Source organism: Chitinophaga barathri (genome assembly GCF_003807585.1).
GTDB classification, from domain to species: Bacteria; Bacteroidota; Bacteroidia; order Chitinophagales; family Chitinophagaceae; genus Chitinophaga; species Chitinophaga barathri.
The window spans coordinates 286,589-311,568 of record NZ_RMBX01000010.1 but is presented as its reverse complement, the minus strand read 5'-3'; the positions used below and the strand labels follow the sequence as shown (position 1 = coordinate 311,568).

Annotated in this window: 18 protein-coding genes; 12 read left to right on the top strand and 6 right to left on the bottom strand. The window is 52.5% G+C overall.

The window, feature by feature from the left end:
* Nucleotides 1-78 precede the first annotated feature (78 nt).
* Nucleotides 79-4,635: a TonB-dependent receptor plug domain-containing protein gene (locus EG028_RS18995; RefSeq protein ID WP_162946368.1), complete on the bottom strand. Its 4,557-nt coding sequence runs from the start codon at nt 4,633-4,635 to the stop codon at nt 79-81.
* A gap of 4 nt (nt 4,636-4,639) precedes the next feature.
* Nucleotides 4,640-7,150, bottom strand: coding sequence for a TonB-dependent receptor (locus tag EG028_RS18990; protein ID WP_120515908.1), 2,511 nt, complete (start codon nt 7,148-7,150; stop codon nt 4,640-4,642).
* Between the two features lie 516 nt (nt 7,151-7,666).
* On the opposite strand from EG028_RS18990, the gene EG028_RS18985 reads away from it, so the two are divergent.
* Nucleotides 7,667-9,409: a response regulator gene (locus tag EG028_RS18985; protein ID WP_123864717.1), complete on the top strand. Its 1,743-nt coding sequence runs from the start codon at nt 7,667-7,669 to the stop codon at nt 9,407-9,409.
* 95 nt (nt 9,410-9,504) lie between these two features.
* On the top strand, nt 9,505-10,416 hold the full coding sequence (locus EG028_RS18980) for a UbiA family prenyltransferase (protein ID WP_120515906.1): 912 nt from the start codon (nt 9,505-9,507) through the stop codon (nt 10,414-10,416).
* A gap of 146 nt (nt 10,417-10,562) precedes the next feature.
* On the opposite strand, the gene EG028_RS18975 is transcribed toward EG028_RS18980, so the two are convergent.
* Nucleotides 10,563-10,979, bottom strand: coding sequence for a DUF6496 domain-containing protein (locus tag EG028_RS18975; protein WP_120515905.1), 417 nt, complete (start codon nt 10,977-10,979; stop codon nt 10,563-10,565).
* Nucleotides 10,980-11,068: 89 nt separating this feature from the next.
* Here EG028_RS18975 and EG028_RS18970 point away from each other — a divergent pair, with 89 nt between their 5' ends.
* From EG028_RS18970 to EG028_RS18935, 8 genes are all read left to right on the top strand, one after another.
* Nucleotides 11,069-11,500 carry a DUF2141 domain-containing protein gene (locus EG028_RS18970; protein ID WP_120515904.1) on the top strand — a complete coding sequence of 144 codons (432 nt, stop codon included), beginning with the start codon at nt 11,069-11,071 and terminating at the stop codon, nt 11,498-11,500.
* Between the two features lie 69 nt (nt 11,501-11,569).
* Nucleotides 11,570-12,334, top strand: coding sequence for a DUF2490 domain-containing protein (locus tag EG028_RS18965; RefSeq protein ID WP_120515903.1), 765 nt, complete (start codon nt 11,570-11,572; stop codon nt 12,332-12,334).
* A gap of 71 nt (nt 12,335-12,405) precedes the next feature.
* Nucleotides 12,406-13,452, top strand: coding sequence for an NAD(P)-dependent alcohol dehydrogenase (locus EG028_RS18960; protein WP_120515902.1), 1,047 nt, complete (start codon nt 12,406-12,408; stop codon nt 13,450-13,452).
* A 92-nt stretch (nt 13,453-13,544) separates the two neighbouring features.
* Nucleotides 13,545-14,690 (top strand): energy transducer TonB, encoded by a 1,146-nt coding sequence (locus EG028_RS18955; protein WP_120515901.1) that lies wholly within the window; start codon nt 13,545-13,547, stop codon nt 14,688-14,690.
* 474 nt (nt 14,691-15,164) lie between these two features.
* The gene (locus tag EG028_RS18950) at nt 15,165-16,388 is read left to right on the top strand and encodes a formylglycine-generating enzyme family protein (RefSeq protein ID WP_206614411.1); all 1,224 of its coding nucleotides are present in this window, start codon (nt 15,165-15,167) and stop codon (nt 16,386-16,388) included.
* Between the two features lie 6 nt (nt 16,389-16,394).
* Entirely contained in the window at nt 16,395-16,970 is a 576-nt protein-coding gene (locus EG028_RS18945) for a DUF502 domain-containing protein (protein WP_120515900.1), read from the top strand.
* A 271-nt stretch (nt 16,971-17,241) separates the two neighbouring features.
* Nucleotides 17,242-17,781 carry a hypothetical protein gene (locus EG028_RS18940; protein ID WP_120515899.1) on the top strand — a complete coding sequence of 180 codons (540 nt, stop codon included), beginning with the start codon at nt 17,242-17,244 and terminating at the stop codon, nt 17,779-17,781.
* 166 nt (nt 17,782-17,947) lie between these two features.
* Nucleotides 17,948-18,973 carry an NAD(P)-dependent alcohol dehydrogenase gene (locus EG028_RS18935; RefSeq protein ID WP_120515898.1) on the top strand — a complete coding sequence of 342 codons (1,026 nt, stop codon included), beginning with the start codon at nt 17,948-17,950 and terminating at the stop codon, nt 18,971-18,973.
* Here EG028_RS18935 and EG028_RS18930 read toward each other — a convergent pair.
* The 3 genes from EG028_RS18930 to EG028_RS18920 form a co-directional block, all read right to left on the bottom strand.
* The gene (locus EG028_RS18930; protein ID WP_120515897.1) at nt 18,914-21,055 is read right to left on the bottom strand and encodes a carbohydrate-binding family V/XII; all 2,142 of its coding nucleotides are present in this window, start codon (nt 21,053-21,055) and stop codon (nt 18,914-18,916) included. The genes EG028_RS18935 and EG028_RS18930 overlap by 60 nt on opposite strands.
* A 281-nt stretch (nt 21,056-21,336) precedes the next feature.
* On the bottom strand, nt 21,337-22,350 hold the full coding sequence (locus EG028_RS18925) for a helix-turn-helix domain-containing protein (protein WP_120515896.1): 1,014 nt from the start codon (nt 22,348-22,350) through the stop codon (nt 21,337-21,339).
* A gap of 26 nt (nt 22,351-22,376) precedes the next feature.
* Nucleotides 22,377-23,396, bottom strand: a complete 1,020-nt coding sequence (locus tag EG028_RS18920; protein ID WP_120515895.1) for a helix-turn-helix domain-containing protein — start codon at nt 23,394-23,396, stop codon at nt 22,377-22,379.
* 277 nt (nt 23,397-23,673) lie between these two features.
* Between EG028_RS18920 and EG028_RS27940 the strand changes: the two genes are divergently transcribed.
* Both EG028_RS27940 and EG028_RS27935 read left to right on the top strand, forming a co-directional pair.
* Nucleotides 23,674-24,381 carry a hypothetical protein gene (locus EG028_RS27940; RefSeq protein ID WP_241559082.1) on the top strand — a complete coding sequence of 236 codons (708 nt, stop codon included), beginning with the start codon at nt 23,674-23,676 and terminating at the stop codon, nt 24,379-24,381.
* Complete coding sequence (locus EG028_RS27935) at nt 24,375-24,953, top strand: acetyl-CoA hydrolase/transferase family protein (RefSeq protein ID WP_317127241.1); 579 nt, start codon at nt 24,375-24,377, stop codon at nt 24,951-24,953. Before EG028_RS27940 ends, EG028_RS27935 begins: the two co-directional genes overlap by 7 nt.
* Nucleotides 24,954-24,980 lie beyond the last annotated feature (27 nt).

Below are 24,980 nucleotides of genomic sequence, written 5' to 3'. Positions count from 1 at the left end.
GACCTTGGCCCGTAAAAGAAAAGGGCTGAAATATTCCAGCCCCTTATTATCTACCTGGTAAAAAAATGTCACAGCGTTTTACGGTACATCTACCCGTACTTCCAGCCCTTCATTCCAGTGTTTATGTTCGGGCATATAGTAGAGATAAGCCGTGGCGGCTTTACCACGGTACTGCCCGGGTATGTCCGCCTTCAGATCCAGCTCGAGAGTTTTGGTTTCACCCGGCGCAAAGCCCATCCAGTAGATCACCAGGTAATTGTCAAAAAGCTCGTAATAGGCTATTTTCTTTTCCTCCGATAATTGTTTCAGCTGCCATGGCTGTATGGACAGGCCGGCAGGTATACCGATCTTGGCCACGGCCATTGGTTGCAGTGCCGGGCGTTTGTTCGCCAGGGAAATATTCAGCCTGACCGTTTCACCCATTTTCACCACGTTTTGCTGCAAACGCGTTTCCAGCTCCAGTTCCGCTTTAGGGCTGTCAGGAGGAGTGAAGGTGTTATAAGCCACTTCCATGGAATAATACACCCCCTCTTTGCCGTTGCTGTAACTCACATCAAAAGCCTGCGGCGTTTCGGTCGCCTGTTCCGGTTTTATCACGCCGGGTTGTATGGTTTTCCCGTTCAGCATAAAGGAAGTGTGTACATTGGCCGCAACCTCCCCGGATCTCGCGGAGTATGCTGCCATGGCCTGCAAAGCCAATACGGTGCCTTGCGTAGAGCCGTAGCCGTAATGAGATTTATTTTTGATGACCTTTCCCAGCAGGATAGCCATTTTGTCAAGCCGCGGGGCTTTTTCGCGGGCCAGCGCAAGGATATGCAGCGCGGTAACTTCCACCTCAAGCGAGGCATAACGGGAACTGACAACGGAGGTTTTTGCGGTAAGTTTTCCCTCGTTCAGCAGGGCCAGCAATTGGTGGAAGTCTGCCTCCCGTTTCATGTTGTCCGCCGCAATGGCCATCAGGCCAATTAAATACCCGTCTTTGTTCTCAAGGGCCTGCGCAAGGGCGTACTGGTATTCCTTTTCAATCCCGGCTCCTATACCGGCCTGTGTGAGCGCGTACACGATATAACAATTAGCTACCGCCCGGGACATACCGGAGAACTGGTCCATTCCTCCCTCGCTGCGCTTAAACCCGCCTTTACCGTCGCGGCGGCTGAGCAGCCATTTTTGCGTGCGCTCCATCATCCGGGGATCCACCTCCGTAAATTCCCTCATATCTGTGAACTCCATCAGGCCCATCGCGGTGAGGCCTTCATGCGGCGGTGTGCGGCCAAACCATTCAAAACCGTTCTCCTTCGTTTCAAAGGATACCAGGCGTTCGTAACCCGCCTTGATGTATTTCAATGCCTGATCCTCCACTTCCCGGTTATTTTTACCGCGCTGGCGGAGCAGGCGCAGGATCAGCACATTCGGCCAGGTGGTGGCGGAGGTTTGTTCAAAACAACCATGCGGCTCACGCAGCATGGACGTAATACCGTCCAGCAGCTGGTCTTCGAGGCCCGCGAACAATCGCAGGTTGTATTGAAGGCTGCCGGGAATTACTTTGGAAGTGGTGAAAGTATGCCGCGCAGGTTTATTGCCTGCAAATACTTCGTGCATGGGAAAGCCCTTATTCACCGCTTCCAGCGGCACTTCCAGCTGCTCAGTGATATCATTCCCGGATACCCGGATGAGCATAGTTTCTTTACGGGCCTTTAATGCCTCCACGCCGATATATACCTGTTTACTGCCGCCCGCTTCCAGCGTAAGATCAAACTCCTGCTGGTTCAGCCCATATTTGTCATCTATCCTTAACACGGCCGCCTGCCCGGTGCCGGTCACCTGTACCGTTGCCGGCGCTATTATCACCGCATGCAGCGTCATCGGCGAAGGGCCGTTGTTTTTCAGGTTCAGCGGCATCAGTACCTTATCGCCCACGGTAAAGGCCGGCGGCATTTTCGCGTCCATTGCCAGCGCATGCGCTGCGTTGTAAGTCAGCTCCGCACGGCCCGGCGCACCGGTATAACCAATGCCTTCGGCAATAGCCCTGAATGTAGTGGTGGCATCGGAGTTATAAAAGCTGACGGTGGCCTCGCCATTCCGGTCCGTTTGCAACACCGGGTTCCAGTAAATAGTTTCCCTGAAATCATCTCTCACGGCAGCTTCCGTGGAAGTGTACACCGGCGTATAGAATTTTTTGGCCAGGGCAAACACCGGGAGGTTCTGCCATATTTCCTGCGTGGTGTAATACGAAGGCTTGTATAGGTTCAGCCGGATATATTTCTGTATCCATCTTTTAGATTCGATAATGATGACGCCGTTCACCGCACGGGAGCCATATATTGCTACCGCGGCCTGGTCCTTCATCACGGTGATGTTGTTGATTTCATTCGGGTCCATCCGCATATTGTCCATAGACACGGGCACGCCATCCAGGATCACCAGCGGGCTGTTGTTGCCGGAGAACGTGGACTGCCCCCTGAGCAATATTTTATCTCCAGCGCCGGGATTGGCCTGCTGAACCACCTGCACACCCGGCATAAGGCCCGCCAGTTGCTGCGTCACCGTGGATTGTGTGGTCAGGTCCGTGGTTGTTACGATCGATACGCAGCCGCTCAGCGTTCTTTTAGATTGCTGCATGCCCATCGCTACTACCACTACTTCTTCCAGGTTTTGCGAACGGCCGTCCAGCCGGTTTAAGGGGGAAGGCGGCTCTACCACAGCTGTGCCTGCCGCAATTGCCTCCAGGGGGCCTATTGTATCGGCTCGGGAAGGGATCGCTGTTATTTCCGGAACGGGCTTTCGCAAAGGCACGGCTCCGATACCGTTGCTGGTGATATTCACCTGTACCTTTTCCCCTTTTTTAAAAGAGCCCGCCACCACAAAGTAGGTTTGTTGCGGCTCAAGACCGGAGAAATAAAATGTGCCGTCTTTCCCCGTTTCCATATACGCCACTTTATCGTTCCTGCCGGAATTCCTTGCATTCACGAGATATACGCCGCCCGCTACAGGCTCTTTGAGCGTGTTCTGCAACACACCGTTGAGCACATTCGACTGTTCCGGCAGGTAGCGCAGCCGGCCGCTGTCTTCCACTTCCCTGGTGTATTCAAAATAACGGTAACCATGCGTGAGCATCACCAGGTCAAGGGCGGGCAGGGCTTTGGGCTCATCGTCTTTGAAATAAAAAAGCGGTTCCTCCACCTTGCCGCTCAGCTCGGAGCTCATGAGCAGCCACGACAGGATATGATCCTGTTTATCGTCCGCGAAGGTCCAGAGTTTGTCATCTATCACGGAGAGGGAGAGGTTCGCCGGAATGGGCTGTTTACCGGCATTTTCAGTCTTTATTTTCAGGGTCACTTTTTCGCGGGGGAGATAAGATGTTTTATCCGGCGTAAGCGTAACGCGCAGTTTTTTGTTCATCTGCAGGAACACTACTCTTTCCGCCAGCGGCAGCCCGGCAGCATTCAATGCCGTAAACCGCGCGATGCCCGCGGGGAAACCGGTAGTATCCACCAGCATATCCGTTTTGCCCGCATCCACATCGACGGTTTGTTCAAAATGTAAGACATCCTTGCTGAAACCCGCTATGCGGACACGCTGCCTGTGGGTGGAATGTAAAGTAAGCAGCAAGCCTTTAGCGTCCCGGCTGAAATGCATGGCCAGCCCTTCTTTTGCGGCCACCGGCAGGGGATACCGCTGGTCGATCCCTTTGGGGGAAGTAATGTGCGCCACATACTGGTGGCCGGGCTGCGGTGTAAAGGAAAATTTCCCCATCCCAAAGTGATAACTGCTGAACTCCGCCACCATATTAACCCCGGAGTCTGTAATGACGCCTTTTACATCCGCTGCTTTGCCAAATTCATTCACGGCCCTGAAAGCTACAACGCCTGTAATACCTTCCACAAAGGTGCCGCCTTCGGGCATAAACTGCAGGTCTATCTTATTCAGCACAATGGGAATGCTCCGGGAGATGGATTCGGTATATGCGTCATATTGTACGGTCACATTCAGTAAACCATTACCGGACGCCAGCGTTTCAGGCAGGCGGAACTTTATTTTTGCTTTGCCGTCTTTGTCTGTATTGAAGTTTCCGCTGCCGGCGGATGTTCCGTCCAGCATCACCGTATATTTGGTGGGATGTTGTGTGATGGGTTTGCCGGCCAGGTTACGCATGGTAAAGTCCGCCGTCACTTCACTGCCGGGGCCATATCCTTTTCCCGGAAACTCCAGCTGCATTAGCACGCGGGGCGCCACCACCCGGTGCAGGGTGATCTCTTTGGTGAACCAGCGGCTTTCTTTTTCATTCTGCATCCAGGCGGTATAGGCCCGCAGCCTGTACACACCGCCGGGCGCGGTGGTCGTGAAATCATAGGAACCTTCAGCGTAACCGTCTTTTACACCCAGTTTCAGCTGTTGCACCACGTTGCCGGATGGCGCCAGTATATCCACATGCACCACGCCGCTCACACCGGAAGGCCGGTGCGTATTGGCTTTCACCACGTATACTTTAAAGAACATCGTTTCGCCGGGTTTGTAATACACATGGCTGGTGTGCACATATACTTTTTCCTTCATTCCCCTGTACTCCGACAATTGTGCATGAGCCGGGCGTTGTATAAAAATGGCGAGCAGGATTAAAAATAAGCAGTGTTTCATAAGTTCAGAATTGAAGGGAAAGATGCATACCATAGGTTTGAAGAGAAGGCAGCTGGAAGAAGTCCAGCCCGGCGGTATTCGGCTGGTCGAACAGCAGGAGGTCCGGATCGGAGCCTGAATATGTTTTCCAGAGGATGATATTGCCCACAGACGCGCTGAGTGTTATTTTCCTGATGATCTTTTTCAGGTTCCAGTAGTAGGACAGTTCCGCGGTCCGCAACCGGATACAATCGCCTTTTTCGATATAATCTTCCGCCACGCCGCCAAAGCCGTAACGTACCCAGCGGTTCTGATCCAGCGGCCGCAGCGGGTTGTAGAATTCTACCGGGATTGTGTTCGGATGCCCGTCCGCCGTCACGCCGGGGAAAATGTAGCCGCTGGTATTCCGTTGTTCGCCTGTTTGGGCGGAGCGCCCATAATAATCCAGTACAGCGGCGGTGCCGTTCCACACATCACCGCCTTTACGCCATTCGAAGGTGCTGCGCAGGCTGATCTTCTTATAACTGAAATGATCCTCAAGTTTGACGATAAAGTCGGGGATGGGATTGCCGATTATTTTCGGCCCGGGAGCCACCGTAGGGAAACCATCAGTGTCTATCACCACGCGGCCGGAGCCATCGCGCAGCCAGGCGCTGCCCATGATGGCGCCAAATGGCTGGTCTTTGGCCATCACCTTGTACACATCGCTGAACCCCGCCAGCGGCGTGTAGTCATACCCGTTTTCAACGGCCGTGACCGTATGTTTCCAGGTGGTGAAGGAAGCGGAGAAACTGGTGTTAAATGCATTGTTCCGGTACGAACTCATTTTTTCCAGCTCCAGTTCTATGCCTTTGCGGAGATGGCTGCCGGCATTCCTTAGCTCCAGCCGGTCGCCCACCGCCAGGGGGAATACGTCATGCAGGGTCTGCTGGCGGAATATGTCAGCGGTGAACCGTACGTAATTTTTATACATAACCGAAGCGCCCGCGCTCCAGGAGCGTATTTTGGTGAGGTTCAGCCCGTCAAATCCATCCACTTCGGTATTGGGAAGATAACGGTTGACCTGCTCCACGGGATACCGCAGGAGGTTTGCATACGCGAGGGAATTGTTCACCGGCAGTTCCGTGGCGGTCTGGCGGTAGGAGAGGTTTGCTTTCAGCTCCAGGCGGCTTTCGTTGTAGTCGTTGAAAATAAAATACCCGTTCAGCATAGGGGTGAACAGGTTGTTGTCCTTCGTGGTATTGGAGAAATAGGAAAACGCGCCTAACTCAAGGCCCGCGCGTATTTTATTGCCGTCGTTGTATTTGATGTCGTATTGCAGCGTGAGGTTTCCCGCACTGCGCCGGTAATCATATTCCATGGCGGCAAGGCGGTAGCCTGTTGTGCTGTGGTTGTCCGTAAATACATACGTGGCGCTGGCTTCCATGTTAAAATCAGAGTTGTTGCGCGGTAGGTAATACCTCGCTTCCGTTTGCAGGAAATAAGCCCTGTCGTGTTTATCGCGGAGCGTAATGGCCCCGGCGGGAAAACCTGCCGTGCCGGGCATGTAACTCTCATTGGCTTTTTCGTTGACGTCTTCGTAGGACTGTACCGCTTTGAGGTTAAAACTGCCCGTGCGCAGCAGCAATCCCAGCGTGCCCTGCTGCTGGCGGCGGAAATAATGCCCGTTGTTTTCCAGCAGGAAACGGGGATTGTCCGCATTGCCGCCATAAGCGGGTGCCATGCTGCCATAGTTATTGTCAAAGCTGGCGGGGGTGAGCAGGGCGTTCCTGTATACCCTTTGCAGGAAACCGTTCCGGGAGGAATTGGTAAAATTGTCTTCGTGCAGCAGGTAAGCCGTGCGCAGCTCCAGTCTCCGGATGTGCGCGTTCAGTTTGACGTCCAGCTGCCTGCTGGTGTTGCGGTTTTCCGGCAGGATCAGCTGTTCGTTGCTGTGGCCCAGCCGTACGTTGAAGGTCAGGATGTTCCCGGTCACGGAGTTCAGATCGCCGCTGAGGCTGAAGGACTGGTTGAACAACGAGCCGTTGCGCAGCAGGTTGTTGCCATACGCTTTGGCGGGTCTGCCGTTGCCTGAGCCGGAGGGCACCAGCCGTCCGTCCGCATCATAGGGATAGACACTTCCATCATATTCGAGCGATGAAAGGGCAGGGCCGTAGCTGAACATCTCGCCGGTCTCCGCACCGCGCCAGGTGAGCCCGCCCGGTCCGCCGCGGCCTTGTGCATAATCCTGCTGGAGGGTTGGTAAAGCACCGGCGCGTTTGAAGGTATAACCGGCGCTGTAGGTGCCCCCCAGGGTGAGGCGCAGCATCTCGTTGCGCACAAATTCCAGTTTGCCGTTGCGGATACGCACGGCTTTTACTTCGGAGTAGAGGCTATGTCTTTTAAAAAGCCGGAGGGTGGCCAGCCGCATGTCTCTTGCCGAATCCACAGCGGGATGGACGGCGGCGTCTTCACGGATCAGGGCAAGGTAGTCTTTGGATTCCTGGGCAAAAAGGCAGGAGGGTAAAAAGAGGGACAGGAATAAAAGTCGGATCATACATACCGGTTTGGGGAAGGATGTACGCCCGGTGAAAATTCCATAAGAGGGAAAGGATTTTTTTAAGGATCTAAAACAGGGCTTGCTCCGGAAATGAATAGGCAGGTTTTAAAGAGGGCTGGGATAAATAACCTGTTAATAATGCAATAATCCATTTTTACGCGCCAACAGAACAAAGCATTATTTATTGATATTTAATTAGTTACGGTATAACAATATTCATTCATGATGTAATATTACCTTATCGCACGTTTGAAGGGAAGATAAGCGGAAAGTAAAGGATAGTCGAAGGATAAGCGGAGATGATGCGGACTTGAGGCGGAGTTGATCCGGGGTAAAATAGTATTTCCGGGGTGGGGAAGGGCGGTTCTGATATTAATTTCATGATTTTAACCCTGTTTCGTATCTTGTAACGGATTGCCACTACAACTGTTTTATTAGCTTGACAAAAAGGACCAGATTCCAGTAACCCGTATTCCAGACGTGAAAACCGCAATCCCGAATAACCGGCTCAAGATGAAAAAACTTATACAAAGGATACTGAACGCAGGTACAGCAGAAGTGGGAGATTCCAGGGCGAGGCGTTCCATCGTTATCATCAACACGCTATCTTTATTGACCGCCTTTATGGTGGGCCTCGTTAGTGCGTTCCTTTACTGGTACACCCACAGCCTGCTGATACTGATCCCCTCCATCCTGGAGATGTGCTGCTTTGCCGGCGTAATCACCCTCAACCATTACCGCCGTCACAACGCCGCCAGCGTGGCCACATTACTGATCCACTGCACTTTTGGTATATATTTCGGCTCCATCCTGGGCAATGCGATGCCTATCGAACTGATCACCGCATTCCTGTTCACCTTCCTGATCGGGGCTTCGTTCCTCGTATTCAAGAACCTGAAAGTAAGGCTGATCTCCATGGCCTGCGCCATTTTCCTGATCGTAGCCGTTCAGGCCAATGACTATTTTAACATAGTACAACCCATGTACATGGTGCCCGGCATCGTACCGATCGTGAAGATGGGCTGCTGGATAGGTATGCTTGCGCTGATGGCTTACGTAACGTTTTTTATCATCCGGCAGAATGATATGTTCCTGAAAGAAAACCAGCAGTTGCTGAGCGCCCTGAAGGAAGCAAACGCCGCCAAATCCAAGTTCCTCCGCGAAACCAGCCATGAGATCAGGACCCCGCTGAACGCCGTGTTCGGCATCGCGCAACTGCTGCATAGCCGCAAACAGCAGATAGACGATCCGGAGCTGCAGCAGGACATCAATTATCTCTACGCCGCCAGTTTCCTTTCCCGTGAGATCATCAACAATGTGCTGGACATGGCGAAGATCGAATCAGGCAAATACGGTGAGCCGGTACTGGAAGGCATCAGCCTGCGGGAAAGCGTGGAAAGCTGCGTGGCCCTCAACCGGTATGTGGCCGCCACCCGCAAGGTGCGCATACAATTGGCCATAGACCCTACTATTCCCGAATACATCCAGACCGATCATATTTTCATCACCAAGATCATCAACAACCTGCTGAGCAACGCCGTGAAGTTCGCCACGCCCGGATCCAGCGTGGAAGTGCGTTTCCAGCAGAAAGACCAACAGCTGTACTGTTATGTGAAAAACGAAGGGCATCTGCGGGCCGAGCAGCTGGACAAAGTGTTCCAGCCTTTTGAGGCGGAGCGCAACAGCCAGGTGGAAGGCACCGGCCTTGGGTTGCAGATCACCCGGCACCTCGTGGAGCTGCTGGGCGGCAAGATCGTCGTGGAAAACAAGGGAGAGCAGATCCAGTTCAGGTTCCACATCCCGCTGAAGCCAGCCGTGGCGCAGCTTACCGAGACCGGCAGCATTATGCCGAGAGCCGGAGAGTTCAGCGGTTATAAAGTGCTCATCATCGAAGACGACCTGTTCAGCGGCCATGTGATCCGCAAATTCCTGTCGGAAGCAGGTGCGGAAACGATCCTGGCAGACAGTGGGGAAGAAGGCCTCACGCTGCTGGAAGGCACTCATCCGGACCTGGTGATAACAGATTCCCACCTGCCCGGTATACAGGGCAAAGACGTACTCACCCGCGTGCGCGCCATGCCAGCGTTCCGGCATATACCCGTGATCATCGCGTCCGGAGACGCTTTCAACGAAGCACGCGAAGAAATGATACAGGCCGGTGCAAATGACTATCTCGTGAAACCCTTCCTCTACGCCGATCTTCACAAACTGCTGGAAAAATACCTGCCCGCCCGTTTTAAACAGGTAGCCGGATAAGCCCAACCCGCGCAATAATCACCCCCTTTTGCTGCTAAAATTGATTAATTTTAGAGGAGGACAGTCTTTTATTCTCCACCTGAGTTAACAGTTTTATGATCTACCTATGTAAATCGGCAGTAACCGCTTCTGTAAGGGAGCTCTACATCATTTGGCGCTTCATCAACAACGACATCTGGGATACGGTGATCCCCTGCCTCATCACCTTCACCAGCGCCTGGGTTTACCACAACAAACCGGTAGACGATTTCCCGCTGTATTTCGTCTTTTCCCTGCTTTACACCATCCTGTACATCCTCACCTTCTGCATCGCCAACCAGGTGAACTCTATCGAAGAGGACCGCATCAACAAGCCAGACAGGCCGCTGGTACAGGGTTTGGTGACGGAAGCCGAAACCAGGAAACGGTTTGTGGTATACAGCATCCTGTTCCTCATCGTGGCGGTATGCCTGCAATTGCTCTGGCTGGCCATCGCCTGGATGATCGTCACGCAGATGCTGTGCAAATGGGGTTTCAGCAATCACTGGTTCACCAAAAACGTGGTGTGTATTTCGCTGGGTACGGTCACCCTGCTGGCGGCGGAATGGAATATCGTGGAACCGGTGAACGGGAATGTATGGGCCTACATTATCGTGATCAGCCTGTGGGCCGGTCTGGGCCTGCCTTTGCAGGATATGCGCGACCAGGTGGGCGATGCCATTATGGGCCGTAAAACGCTGCCGCTTGCCGTGGGTGACACCACTGCGAGAATACTGCTGAGCGTTTACTTTTTCCTGTTCTCACCGCTGGTATATTTCTGCATTTTGCTGACGCAGACGGGCGTGCAGGAGATCTTCAGCAACAAACTGCTCACCGGTATCGTGATCGGGGAGGTGCTCTGGCATTGGTGGGTGGCGCTGCGGCTGTGGCTGTACAAGTCGCCGAAGGATGATGATAAGACCTATCACTGGTTTGTATACCTGTTTATCGTCACCATTCCGCTGATCTGTTTTATCCCGAAGGGATGATACCTTTTACAGTCAATATCCCGGGCGGGCGTTACAGCCGCCCGGGATATCAGACATTGCTCAGCGGTACGCGGCGGTATATTTTACTGCCGGAGATGATTTCCGGGCATAAGCCGTATTCCGGCAATGGATCGCCTGGCGGCTTATCAGGCATGTGCCGCTCTTTTACGCGTAGCGCGTTTGGCTGTTGACTTTTTAGCACCTGCTTTTTTGGTAGCGGTTTTACGGGTGGCGCTTTTGGTAGCGGCCTTTAATGCTGTTGTTCTTGTTCTGCCTTTTGTGGCCGCTTTTTTTGCGGCGCCTTTGCGGGTAGCGGCTTTTTTACCAGCAGTCTTTTTCCTGGTTCCTCCTTTTGCCGCCGCCTTTTTAGCACCTCCTTTCCGGGCAGCCGCTTTTTTGGGCACCTTGGCGCCTTCTTCACGGGCTTCGCTGAGGCCGATGGCGATCGCCTGTTTACGGCTGGTCACTTTTTTGCCGCTCCGGCCCATCTTCAACTTTCCTTCCTTCATTTCATGCATCGCGCGCTCCACCTTGTCACCCGCTTTTTCTGAATACTTTGCCATAAAATGGGTTTTTAGTTACAGAACCTCCCACAAAACGCAGACCATACAAACTGGTACAATATTTTCGACGTATATCCATAAAAGAAACCATGACCCGGAAACTCTTTACCCTCAGCTTTGCCTGTTTATTTTTCACAGCCTCATCCGCCTTTGCGCAGGCTCAATACAAAATAAAAGTCACTAACCTGGATAATAAAGCAGGCAAACTGTATATCGGCTGGTATACGGACCAGGAGACTTTTATGAAACCACGGAAAACGGCGCTGGTAAAGATTGTGCCGGTAAAGGACCAGAGCGAGATCACCGTGGATTTTGACAAAGTGCCCAGCGGCACCTACGCCATTTCCACTTTCCTGGACGAGAACGGGAACGAAGACCTGGACCTTTCCGTCGTAGGCAAACCCAAAGAAAAATACGGCTTCTCCAACAACGTAACGCCTGCTATGCGGCCGGCTGATTTTAAGGAAGCGGCCTTTGAAGTGAACGGGGAAAACAAGACCCTCATCATCAAACTGAAATAGTTATTGTGGAAGGATCGCCACAACCATTTACCCCCTATAGTTGTTAATCCAGTGGCCGGAATTCCGCTTATGCGTTATTGTTTATTCATTCCTTTATTGATTTGCTGCCTGCGGGTGGCCGCTCAAAAGCAGGTCAATGACCAGCAGCAGGTATGGGTGTCCGTAAACAGCACCATGCGTTTGAGCGACCGCTGGGGAAGCATTGCCGATGTACATGTGCGGCGCAACAACTACCTTGCGGACCCGAGCTTTTATTTCGTGAGGGGCGGAGCGAGTTATTGGGTGACGGACAATCTCTCGCTGGTAGCGGGTTACGCGCATATGTGGCTGGCGCCCACCCGCGAGGGCTGGAGCACATTCGCGGACGAGAACCGCCTCTACGAGCAGGTGATCTACAGTTCCGCCATCGGGAAAGTGGGCATACTGAACCGCTTCCGCAACGAGCACCGCTGGCGGGAAGTGATAGAGAACGACCAGAGCACCGGCAAATTTGCCTTTTCGGACAGGCTGCGTTACCTGATCAGCATCGGGGTGCCGCTGAGCAGCAAACCCCGGGTACCGCAGTTGAGTTTTGCCAATGAAGTGCTCATACAGTTCGGGAAATCGATCGTCTATAATACCTTTGACCAGGTGAGGCTTTTTGGCGGCATCCGCCAGAATATCGGTAAAGGATGGAGCTACGATTGCGGGTACATGCTGGTGTTCCAGCAGAATGCGGGCGGGCAGAGTTACAACAGGAACCACACCATCCGGCTGTTCTTTTATTACACGCTGGACAAACGCCGTAAAAAACCGGCGGTAGAAAACGCCCCGCTGATGTTCGAAGATGAATAAATAGTTACTTCAAAATTTATATAAGATTCACGGATAATTTTACCGCTTTGTTAATTTCTTAAATATTGCGTATGACCAGCGTAAAAGCATATGCCGCTCAGAACCCCACCGCACCGGTGGCTCCCTGGACCTTCGAAAGAAGGGACCCCGGGCCGTTTGACGTACAGTTTGATATCCTTTTCTGCGGCGTTTGCCACAGCGATCTTCACCAGATCCGCGACGAATGGGGCAATTCCATTTACCCCATGGTGCCCGGCCACGAGATCGTGGGCAGGGTGACCAAAGTGGGCGATAAGGTTACGAAGTTCAAAGTCGGTGACCTTGCCGCCGTAGGATGCCTGGTAGACAGCTGCCGCCATTGCGACAACTGTAAGGACGGGCAGGAGCAATACTGTGAAAATGGTTCTTCAGGCACGTATAATTCCTACGAACAGGATAAAAAAACAGTGACCCAGGGCGGATATTCCAGCATGATCGTAACAGACGAAAAGTATGTGCTGAAAGTGTCCGACAAGCTGCCGCTCGCCAATGTAGCGCCGCTGCTCTGCGCAGGCATCACCACTTACTCCCCGCTGCGCCACTGGAAAGTAGGCAAGGGGCATAAAGTAGCCGTGATCGGTCTTGGCGGGCTGGGCCATATGGCGGTGAAGTTCGCCGCGTCTTTTGGCGCGGAAGTGACCATGCTGAGCACTTCTCCCAAAAAAGAAACCGACGCGAAAGCGCTTGGCGCGCATAAATTTGTACTCACCTCTGATCCGGAACAGGTAAAAAGCGTCAGCAACACCTTCGATTTTATCATCGACACCGTATCTGCCCCGCATGATTACAACATGGTACAGGGTATGTTGCGTACAAACGGTATCCAGATCTGCGTAGGCGTACCCCCCACACCGCTTGAACTGTACGGCTTCAGCCTGATCGGCAACCGCAGGAGCATTGCCGGCTCCATGATCGGCGGCATCCCTGAAACACAGGAAATGCTGGATTACTGTGCGGAGCATAACATCGTGAGCGATGTGGAAGTGATCGACATCAGTTATGTGAACGAGGCGTATGAAAGAATGCTGAAAGGCGACGTACGTTACCGCTTCGTGATCGATATGAATTCGCTGAAGTAATGATTACAACCCATTACATTCCGGGCCGGCCTGATCGTTCAGGCCGGCCCTTTTTGTTTTTTTCCTTAGTTTAGCGCTGAATTCTTATATCTATGAAGCAGATACTGCTCTTGTTCTCCATATTGGCCGCCATCCATGCCCAGGCCCAGCCGCTGCAGCCCAAACCCGCTTTAATGTCGAGATTTTCCCGGGGCATGCTCAAAGTGCGGCAAACCCCCGAAACCAGGGAAAAGCTGGCGATCCTGCTACAGGAGCCGGGGAAAGACCTCAACCTGGAGCAAACGCTGGAACAGGCCGGTAAAGACCCGAAAGCTTTCGCCGCGATGCTGGACGCTACTTTCCGGTTGAATGGGAGCAGGGAAGCCGAACGCATGTATCTCTCCAACTTTGTATCACCCGCGGAAGCGGAAGAACTGACGGAATACGCCATGTACCAGTTTACCCGGAAAACAACCGGCGGAAAGATCAACCCTCGTTACCCGGCGGGTTTTACCTACGGCGTTAAAAAATTCCGGGACACTACCACCATGTGGTATTATATTGTTACCCTTACCGGCAACGATATTGAAATGAGGCTCTATGGTTCGGAAAAAAACAAGTCGGTGCGCAACCACGAAAAACCACAGGAAGTGATCCGCGGCCAGCTGAAAGGCAATAAAGTAGTGACCGTAAGCGACCCGGGCGGTGGTGACTATTATTTCATGGACGGCGTACTGGGGGTGTATTCCTCCAATTACAACCTTTTCTTTGAATTTTATGAATGCACGCCGGAAGGGGAATACATGCAGAGCTGGCCGCAGCCCGTATTTGCGGGTTATACCCCGGCTGATATCGAAAAAGCCGCCGGTACTTATATAGCGCCCACGGTCATTCGTCTCGATTCAATGACGACAACGGCTGCCAGGAACCCGGAAACCGTTCCCACGCAGGAAACTGTTACACGGCCCTCGTTTCCGGGCGGTGAAGGCGCATTGCAGAGTTATCTTAACAGGAACATACAATACCCGACAGCATCACGGGTGCAAAACTTCAGGAGAAACCTGCGGGTGTCTTTTGTGATCACCGGTGAGGGGAAAATAAAAGACGTAAGAGTCATGGACACCGCTGCCGAACCGGAATTCCAGGCGGAAGCTATCCGGCTGGTAAGCGCCATGCCCGACTGGAAACCCGCCATGCGGAACGGCGTACCATTAAGTACGACATTCATCCTGACCGTAAGTTTCTATTCCAAAAACTGACAAACCGCTAAAGAAATACAGGAAACGCGTGGAAGCTGCTTTCACGCGTTTTTTTATTTCATAAAACTTCGACTTAATACAACATAAAAATGTCTCTTTATGAAACAGATATCATAGGTATTGATGAAGATTTGTATCGGGAAATTTCATACAGAAGCTTGTTTACAGCGCATTTTCGTGAATGATGGATATAATGTGGGTTGTTTTATAAAGATAATGCATTAGCGAGTATGGAATAGTATCCCGGTTTCTACCGGGTACCTTTTAACCTTTCCGCTTTCGGCAACTTTAAAAACCGTTTAAGACATGAGAAACCGGATCATACAGGAACGTATAACGGACATAGGCTATTGGGCACTGATGGGCGCGCTTATCTATTTTGTGCTAAATGTCCTAATGTGACATTATTCAAACCCAATCTGCAAGGTCCTTCCACGTCAATCGCTCACCTTTACAGGGAAATCCGCAAGCAAGATGAAAACCTCGCTAAAAACAGCATGCCTGCTGCTGCTCGCCGCGTGCCAGCAGAACAGCTCCAAACAGGCTTCCACCGATGCAGGCAATGAAATGCAATGCATCAACCCTTCTTCTCCTTACGAAAAAGTACAGACGTCCAATGGCACGGCCATGCCCGTTTCCAACAGGCGGAACAAGTTCACCGCCACGCCGGACACGCGCAACTGGCCCGCCAAACCCTGGCCGCAGGGCATGCATTGGGTGGCCGCCGGAGATTTTAAAATGGGTGGTGTAGGCCACAAAGCACGAAAGGACGAATTCCCCGCGCACAAAGTACAGCTCGGCGGATTCTGGATAGACGCCACGGAGATCACCAATGCACAGTTCCGCGAATTCGTGAGCAGCACCGGTTATGTGACCACCGCGGAAAAAAAGCCGGAATGGGAACAGCTGAAAGAACAGGTGCCGCCCGGCACGCCACGACCGGATGACGCACTGCTGGTGGCCGGCGCACTGGTATTTACGCCCACGCCCGGCCCCGTAAAGCTGGACGACTGGAGCCAGTGGTGGCGTTACGTACCCGGGGCGGACTGGCGGCATCCCGTGGGGCCTTCACAGGATATCTCCAATAACCATGAATACGACGATCATCCCGTGGTACAGGTAAGCTGGTACGATGCGGTGGCTTACTGCGAATGGGCGGGCAAACGCCTGCCTACTGAGGCTGAATGGGAATACGCCTGCCGCGGCGGCCTGTCTGAAAAAGAATATGCCTGGGGCGACGAGGTCACGGCCGGCAACCGCTTTATGGCCAATCTCTGGCAAGGCGGCTTCCCTTACGAGAACAAAGTGCTGGACGGCTACTACGGCACTTCGCCCGTCAGTTCTTTCCCGCCGAACGGATACGGCCTGTCGGATATGATCGGCAACGTTTGGGAATGGACGGCGGACTGGTACAGGAACGATTCCTATACCGCCAATGCGGAGACCACCCAGTGCATCAATCCCACCGGCGCTAAAAAAAGCTATGACCCCGGCGATCCTTACGTACCCAAAAAAGTGGTGCGCGGCGGCTCTTTCCTCTGCGATGAAAGTTATTGCAGCAGCTACCGCCCCTCCGCGCGTATGCGTACAGACGCTTATACCGGCGAGAACCATACCGGCTTCAGGTGCGTAATGACGCAGGAGCAGTGGGCGGCCAGGCAGCGGAAAGACAAAGACGTGCTGGCGCTCCGTAAATAAATACGCATGAAAAATACCTGGCTGTATATCCGCACCGCTATCGTCAAAGGTTTCCTGCTGCTGCTGCCGGTGATACTGGTTGTGTTCCTGATCGGGAAATTGTGGATGCTGGTGCATGGCATAGTCCTGAAGTTTTCGCATCCATTGGGTATAAACCGGCCCGGCGGTTACCTGATAGCGATTGCCATTACTACGCTGGTGTTCCTGATCGTTTGTTTGCTGGCGGGCTTCATCGCAAATGTGGCGGCCGTTAGCAAAACAAAGGCCTGGCTCGAGAACAATGTACTGCGGTTCATGCCCGGGTATTATTTCATCAAGACCATGTTCCAGGAAAAACTGGGCGACGATGCGGCCGATACCAGCGCCGTGGTGTATATCCAGGGCGGCTGGCAACCCTGCCTGCTGATAGAGGAGGGAGACAACGGATGGAACGTGGTGTACGTACCCATGGCCCCCGCCTTCACTTCCGGCCGGACGTACGTGGTGGAGAAACATAAAGTAAAGAAGATCAATATCCCGATAGACAAAATGAAAGATGTTGTGGAGCGGTTCGGGAAAGGACTGAGCAAATACGCGGAATGAGGCATCCTGTATTTGCAACCGATTGATCCAATAAATAATCCTTTTTTGAAAAGATGCTGAAGCGGTTCAGGGTAACTTTGAACCTGCAATACAAGCATTTTTCACTATATCCTTTTAATCACTGTTATTATGTGGACTGACAGTTCCCTGGTGTTTACCAGGGAACTTCTTTTTGTGCCTGATCCGATCAAAAAAATGCCCTTTTATAATCACCCTTCCGCGCCAGTATCGGCAAATTTGTAACATCTGAAATTCCTTAAATCTTAGCCGTATGAAAATCTTACAAATCGCTTTCGCATTACTCGTCTCAGGTGCATTTTTTACCCCACAGGTTAAAGCCCAGGAAGAAACGCTGTTAAAGGCGGAACGCATCAAAGCGGACAAACTGCCGCCTGAAGTGCTGGATGCTTATAAAAAGAAATTCCCCAACGCAAACCTCAAAGACATCGTAAAACTGCCCACCAAGGTGTATAAAAAAGACTGGGAGATTGAAGAGTCTCAACAGCCTACGGGAGACGAAGAATATTACAATCTTTTCCTCAGCGGGGACAACATCCAGCTGGAAGCCCTTTACGACCGCAACGGCAACCTCATCCGCGCCAATGAAGTGGCAAAGAACGTGGCATTACCGACCAATACCATGCAGTACATCGTAAAAAACTACAAAGGTTACCTCGTGAAAAAAGATAAGGTAAAACGCCTGATAGAACCGAATTCTATCAATGCCGAGTGGGAGGTGACCATTGCCAAGGGCAAGGATTCAAAACGCCTGCTGTTCGGAACGGACGGTGAGTTCAAAAAGGAAAAATAAACGCTATAATAACGCAACGTGGAATAGTTGGTTTAAATGTACGGGGAGTGGTGTCAACCAACTCCCCGGTTTTTTTTTACCAGGATGATAACGTATGTTTCCGGAAATGATTCCGTATTTTCACAGGGAGTGTATACGTGAAAGCGGTTAATTCCAAATATATACCATGAAAGCTGCCATCTATACCCGTTACGGCCCCCCGGAGGTAGTGACTATCCGGAATATCAATAAACCTTCTCCCCGGCACAATGAAATATTGGTAAAGGTCCATGCCACGACCGTCAACCGTACGGACTGCGGTTTCAGAAGTGCGCAATATTTTGTGTCAAGATTATTCAGCGGTTTGTTCGCTCCACGGAATAAAGTCCTGGGTTGTGAATTTGCCGGGGAAGTGATGGAGACAGGAGCCTCCGTGTCCGCTTTTAAGGCAGGCGACCGTGTTTTCGGGTATGACGATGCCGCTTTTGGCAGTCACGCTGAATATAAGATCATTCCGCAGACAGGCGCCATGGCCGTGATCCCGGCCGGCATGAGTTATGCCGGTGCCGCCCCGCTGACCGAAGGCAGCCACTATGCATTGTTCAATATCCGCGCGGCCGGTGTGAAAAAAGGAGATAAGGTAATGGTCTATGGCGCGACGGGCGCCATTGGCTCAGCCGCCGTGCAGCTGCTGAAACATTTCGGCGCTTATGTGGTAGCCGTGGCCGGCACATCCCACTTGTCCCTCGTAAGTTCGCTGGGCGCGGACGAGGTTATAGACTATCAAACGCAGGACTTTACGCAAACGGCGCACCGTTTCGACTTCATCTTTGATGCTGTGGGTAAACGTTCGTTCGGGGAATGTAAACCGCTGCTGAAGCAAAAGGGGATCTATATTTCTACTGAACTCGGTAAACGGTCTGAAAATATCTTTCTTGCACTTACCACCCCAATAACCGGTAAAAAAAGAGTGTTATTCCCCCTTCCGGTGATCCGGAAGGAGGATGTATTATTCCTGCAAAGGCTTGCGGAATCCGGAGAATTTAAGCCGCTTATCGACCGGGAATATCCCTTTGACAACATCGTGGATGCATACCGCTTTGTTGAAACGGGTCAGAAAACCGGGAATGTGGTCATCCGGATCACGGAAGGCTCATCTCCTGAACCTTCCGCCGCCACCGCCGCCGCGGTTGAACTGCCGGCTGGTCTGTGAGCGGTTAAATGATCTATTCCTCGATTGCCAGTCCCGGTTCATCTGCGCCTGGTGGTTCTGGCTGGCCGGCTGCCAGCTGTGGTTCTGCCGCTGGTTCCAGCCGCCGTTGTTATCCCGCTGGAACACGTTCCCGTCACGATCGCCGAATACATTGTTGGGTACATTGGCCCTGGGTGCTTCGCGTGTGAGGTTGGGGTTACGCACACCACCACCGCCTGCGCCCGGACGGTTCTGTATCCCTCCGCCGCCCGCACCGGGCCGGTTGGCCAGGTTGGGGTTCTGCACGCCGCCACCGCGGTTTCCAAGGGCGCCCCTGTTCACATCACGCGTCACTACATTGTTCTGGCGGTTATACAGGTTATTATTGATGTTGATGTTATTGATATGCCGGTTGTCTATCACCACCGGCCCGCGGCCATACATGGGGCCGTAGAAGGGCCTGTAAGGCGGGCGGTAATATGCCGGCCCCCACCATCCGCCGAAGCCGCCGAACGTCATACCGAAGCTGAAAATGCCCGTACTGAACCCGATACTGAAACTAAAACCTGTCCAGGGATTGTAATGCATACCAAAGCCCCAGGTTACAGGGCGGGGATAATACATCGTGCCGATCCAGGGAACGTAGGGATAACCTGTGCCGTACACCAGCGTGGGACCGTATACATAACAGCCGGTATAACCGGGCGTGTAACCCATATACACGTATTCCGGCGTGCTGTCGTAGATGTATACGTATTTCACGTTATAGGCCTGGTTGCTGGGCGGTATTTTCGATACGTCCTTCGGGCGCTCCGTGGCGGGCGCCCAGGGGCCGGTGGGGTTCGCGGACTGGAACCACACGCCGTTTTCCACGGCATAATATCCCGTTGCATCCTTTAATACGGTGGTGCTGGTGTTTACCGCCACGGAAAGACTGGTGCCTTCTATGGGCTCAAACTTCGGCGCGCCGTCGTACGTAACGGTGGTGGTCGCTTTTTTGCGGTCCACTTTGGCGGTTTGCGGTATCTGCGCATCCATCACGGCTTCTTTTGCGGCATCGGTGCCGGCCACGCTGCTGAGCACCCCGTCTTTGGGGGAACCTTCCGGTATCTTTGCAAACTCCGCGGGCAGCTTGTCCGCGGCTACATATTCCCAGGGTCCGTTCAGCGATGCGGCGCTGAACCATCTGCCGCCCAGGAGTACATACACTTTCTGGGAGTTCACATCACGGAAAATATCGTCGTTGGAATTATTACAATACAGGAGGTCCGTGCCCTGCACCACGGCATAAGTGGCCGCGCCTTTGGATTGGATCAGTTCCGTGGGTTTAGTGGCCACGATGATGGCGGGCGGGGAGCTGAAGCCCTGATCTTTATCCGTGGTGCCCTGCTGCGCGGAAGCCTGTTGTTTTTTCATCTGTTCATCCAGCTGCCGGATCTTAGATGGGAGGGAGGATACGTACGTCCAGCCGCTGAGCACTTCGGAAGAGGCGTACCAGTATTTGCCGGCGTAGAGATAATATTTTTTCCCGTCTTCCACGATCAGGAAAGGGCTGTTCATCACCCGTTTCATTTTTACCTGTTTATCGTCTTTGATCACGGGGCTGCCATCCAGCACTACCAGCAGGCTGGGGCCGTCGCGGTATATGATGTCCGGCGGGGCGTTGTTCAGCGGGGCGTCTTTGTCCTGCACTTCCTGCTGCAGCGTGGTGGTAAGCTCATCCAGGGAAATTACGATATGCCAGCCGGGCACTTCTTTTTCAAGGAGCGCTTTCAGCTTCGCGATCTGCGCGTCATCGGCTTTGTCTTCGGGGAACTTTGCGTCGGTTACTTTGATATTGGTTAAGGCGGCGGTGCGGGAATTTTTATCTGTCTCCAGCCAGGCATCGCACCAGATAACACCGAATACGGGTTCCGCGGAAGCGTTTTGGGTAACGGACACCGCCGCGCGGGCGTGTACTTTGTCACCCTCCAGGCTTTCCGGCTGTGGCTGGTAAATGATGATCTTCCCGCCGCCCGCCACAGGCATCTGCCTGGGCCAGTTGTCCTGCGCAAAGACGGGCAGGCTGCACAGCAGCAGGAGTACAAAAATGGGATGTTTCATAATGGGTTCCTTTTATATCAAATTTGGACAATCCGCTGTTCTGATTTTTTCATCATCCGCTTTATTACTGGCACGATCGGGTGTAAAAAAGGAGCGAACAGCGCCAGGAATAAGTCCTTTCCTGCAACAGGCCATACAGCTTTAAGCCGAGCTTTGTAACAGGTCGATAATAAAGTATGGGGACTGGTTTCCCTGATGAGTAGGAACTACAGATTAACGAAAGCCGGCATTGTTTATCAGTGCCGGCTTTGTGTTATGTCCTACTACTCATGGATTTTCTTTTACGCCATGCTGCGCAGCTGGTTTTTATATTCCTGCGGGGAAAGGGAAAAACTTTTCCTGAACAGCCGTGTAAAGTGACTACAGGATGAATAACCGAGCATGTACGCCACGGATGTGATGGTCTGCTGCTCGTCCCGGAGCAGTTCTTTGGCCTTTTCCATTTTATGCTGGAGCAGGTATTGGTAATAACTCGTCTTGTATATTTTCCTGAAAATGGTCTTGAACTTTGAGGGGCTTACACCCGTCATCCTGGCGGCGTCGCGGAGCATGGGGGCGGTGAGCGAATAATCCGCCGTCAGTTTTTCCACGAGGGCCACGAGTTTTTCCACTTCCGGTTTCTGGCGGCTTTGCTGCTGCCCCGCAATGATGGGGAGAGACAGGGCCAGGAGTTTGTTCACGCTGCCCCTTACAAAAAAATAATCCGCGCTGTTGTTATGCAGGTTCTCACCGATGTCCAGGATACTTTCGTGTATCTCCTCGTTCACCTGGAAAAACCCGTGCGTGGATTTATTCCGCGGCTTCAGTACATGCCGCAATTCCTGCGGGAACAACGTGCCCACGCGCTGGCCGGATATCATCAGCGTTACGATCTGCACGGGTTCACTGGCAGGCAGCAGCACTTCGATAGGTGCATCGGAGGTGCGGAAGTAGGCGGAATATTTACGCAGGTAATCCAGCCGGCTCAGCTCACCGCCCACTACAAACTGGTGCCCGGCCGGGCTTACGTCGTAGCCGATGGTATAATAGTCCGGGGCTTCGGTGGGAACCTTTTTCAGCAGCAGGTTCAAGGCAGGGGTGAATGCAAGGTAAATGAGCGTTATCCCTTCCTGGATGTGAAAATGTTTGATGATGCCCTGGCCGGCTTCGGGCGGCAGTTCCATCGTATTATCCTGAATGTTCACATGCGTACCAAAGGCGTCTCGCAGATTTTCACCGAATTCTGATAACCACGCGTTATCGATGCGGCAGGTGATATTCAGTTCGACCACGTCGTTGGGGTAGACAGGATGCATAAGCGGTCAAGGTTTTCAGGAATGCATTAAACAATAGCGTCAAACTGGCGCTGGTATTCTTTCGGCGATATACTGAACTGTTCTTTGAATAAACGGGCGAAATGACCGGCGTTCTTATACCCCAGCTCGCGCACCACCGTTGTAATACTGGCGTTGGAGAACTGGAACAGTTCCTTTGCGCGCAGCAGCCTGATACGCTGGTGGTACTTGTGGTAGGTGGTGTTATAAGCGATCCGGAACAGTTTTTTGAATTTGGTGGAGCACATGCAGGAACGTTTCGCGGCCTCGTCCAGCGAAGGCTGTTCGTCCTCCGGCCGGTCCGCTATTTCCTCGTTCACTTCAATGAGGCGGCAGATGCCCGCAAGATGCTGGGAATGTTCGGCGGGAGAGGGGTTCAGCAGAGAACCCAGGAACTGCGAGAGGATATTGTAAATGTAACCGCGGATATAATAGATATCCAGTTCCTCGGTGTTCACATGCCGGGGCAGCTTCATCAGCGAAAGGATCAGCTTCGAGCTCATGGGCATATGACCTTTGAACTTTTCAGGATTAAGCGTTTCCCTGAGCTTTGCCAGGTTTTCCGCACTGTCGTGTGAATGTGTAAAATATTGGTCAAATGCTTCCTGTTTGATCAGTATTTGTAAACCATGTGCCCTGCTGTTATTATGCACCAGGAATTCGCTGTCAGCGTTAGACATGCCGTAATACACCGTATAGATCCCTGGTTCCGCCTTTTCGTTTCCCGTGAATGCCGCAATGGACGGAGATTCCGAGAGATCGAAATAAATGTAATAATAAGGCTCCCCGCTTTCTGAGGTGATGCGGTAACGTACATCCACTTTCTGGATGTAGCTATTGTAAATAGCGGAAAATCCTTCTTCCAGCGTCCAGTGTTTCAAAAAACCTTCGGAGAAAAGGTTAGGGAGAACAAGGTGTTTCTGTTCCGGGGTCTGTTGCTGCCAGCAATGTTTTTCAATAAACGATGCGTAATTGTACACCCAGGTATTGTCGAACATTAGCTTGTACTCAAATGTCACTTCAGCCATAGGATAATTTTTGTCTAGTGTTAAAAAGGATGTATATGTACTTATGTCTATGTTAATGTATGACTATCCTATTAATCAATCGATTCTACGTACAATCAACAAGGCTTCAATAAAATTGTTCGTTTAGTTTGTTTAAATATTGAAGAAAGTTTGTTTAACAGAATAAAAGTGTCTTTTTGTGATAAAAGATTGTCCTTCAAGGCAATGACACTGCTGTTAAAAATATAACCTGTACGGCCCAACGAACGGGGATGTACATTTGCAAAAAATCACCGGCATGAGTACCGTTCATTATACCGATGCGGCCACCGCATTACAACCCGTCCAGTCCGGCCAGCGCGTATTTATCCATGGCAGCGCCGCCACCCCCGTACACCTCCTGGAAGCTTTGCAGGCCAGGCATGCTGCGCTGAAAGGCGTGGAACTGGTGAGTATTACTTCGCTTGGCGAGGTGAATTTTGACAGGCCTGAGCTTCGTTCCGCTTTTTACTTTAACTCCCTCTTTGTATCCGCCGCTACCCGCAGCGTGGTGAACAGTGAAGCAGGGGATTATGTGCCCATATTCCTCAGCGAGATCCCACAGTTGTTTTACCGGAACATCCTGCCGCTGGATGTGGCATTGATCCAGGTGTCCCCGCCGGATGCGCACGGATATGTATCCCTCGGCACTTCGGTGGACATTGCCCGGGCGGCGGTGGAAACCGCACGGTACATCGTGGCGCAGGTAAACCCCGGATGCCACGCACCCATGGAGACGGGTTCATTCACATCAGCAGGATACACGCACTGGTATGGCATGAAACCTCCCTACCCATTGTTGATTATTCATCCGGCGCATCACCCGCCGTGGAAAAGATCGGCCGGAATGTGGCTTCGCTGGTGGAAGACGGGGCCACCCTGCAACTGGGCATCGGCACCATCCCGGACCAGGTACTGCGCAACCTCACGGGGCACAAAGATCTTGGTCTGCATACGGAAATGCTGAGCGACGGTGTAATACCCCTGCTGGAAAGCGGCGTGATCAATAACAGCCGTAAGAAACTGAACCAGGGCAAATCCGTGACCGCTTTTATGACCGGCACCCAAAAACTCTATGATTTTGTGAACGATAACCCCGCCATCCGCGTAATGGACATCAGTTATGTGAACGATACTTCCGTGATCCGGCAAAACCCGAAAGTGGCGGCTATCAACAGCGCCATTGAAATAGACCTCACCGGGCAGGTGTGCGCGGACTCCATCGGCACTTATCAATACTCCGGCATCGGCGGGCAGATGGACTTTATACGCGGCGCGTCACTTTCCGTGGGCGGCAAACCAATTATCGCCCTGCCTTCCGTGACGAACAAAGGCATTTCGCGGATTACGCCCTTCCTCAAAGAAGGCGCGGGCGTAGTGACCACGCGCGGGCATATGCACTGGGTGGTGACGGAATACGGCGTGGCGGACCTGTTTGGCAAAAGCCTCAAACAAAGAGCAAAGGCGCTCATCGGCCTGGCGCACCCGGATCACAGGGAGGCGCTGGAGAAGGCATATCATACGCGGTTCAAAGGCTGAGGCAGGCGGGATAATTCCGCAAGTTCC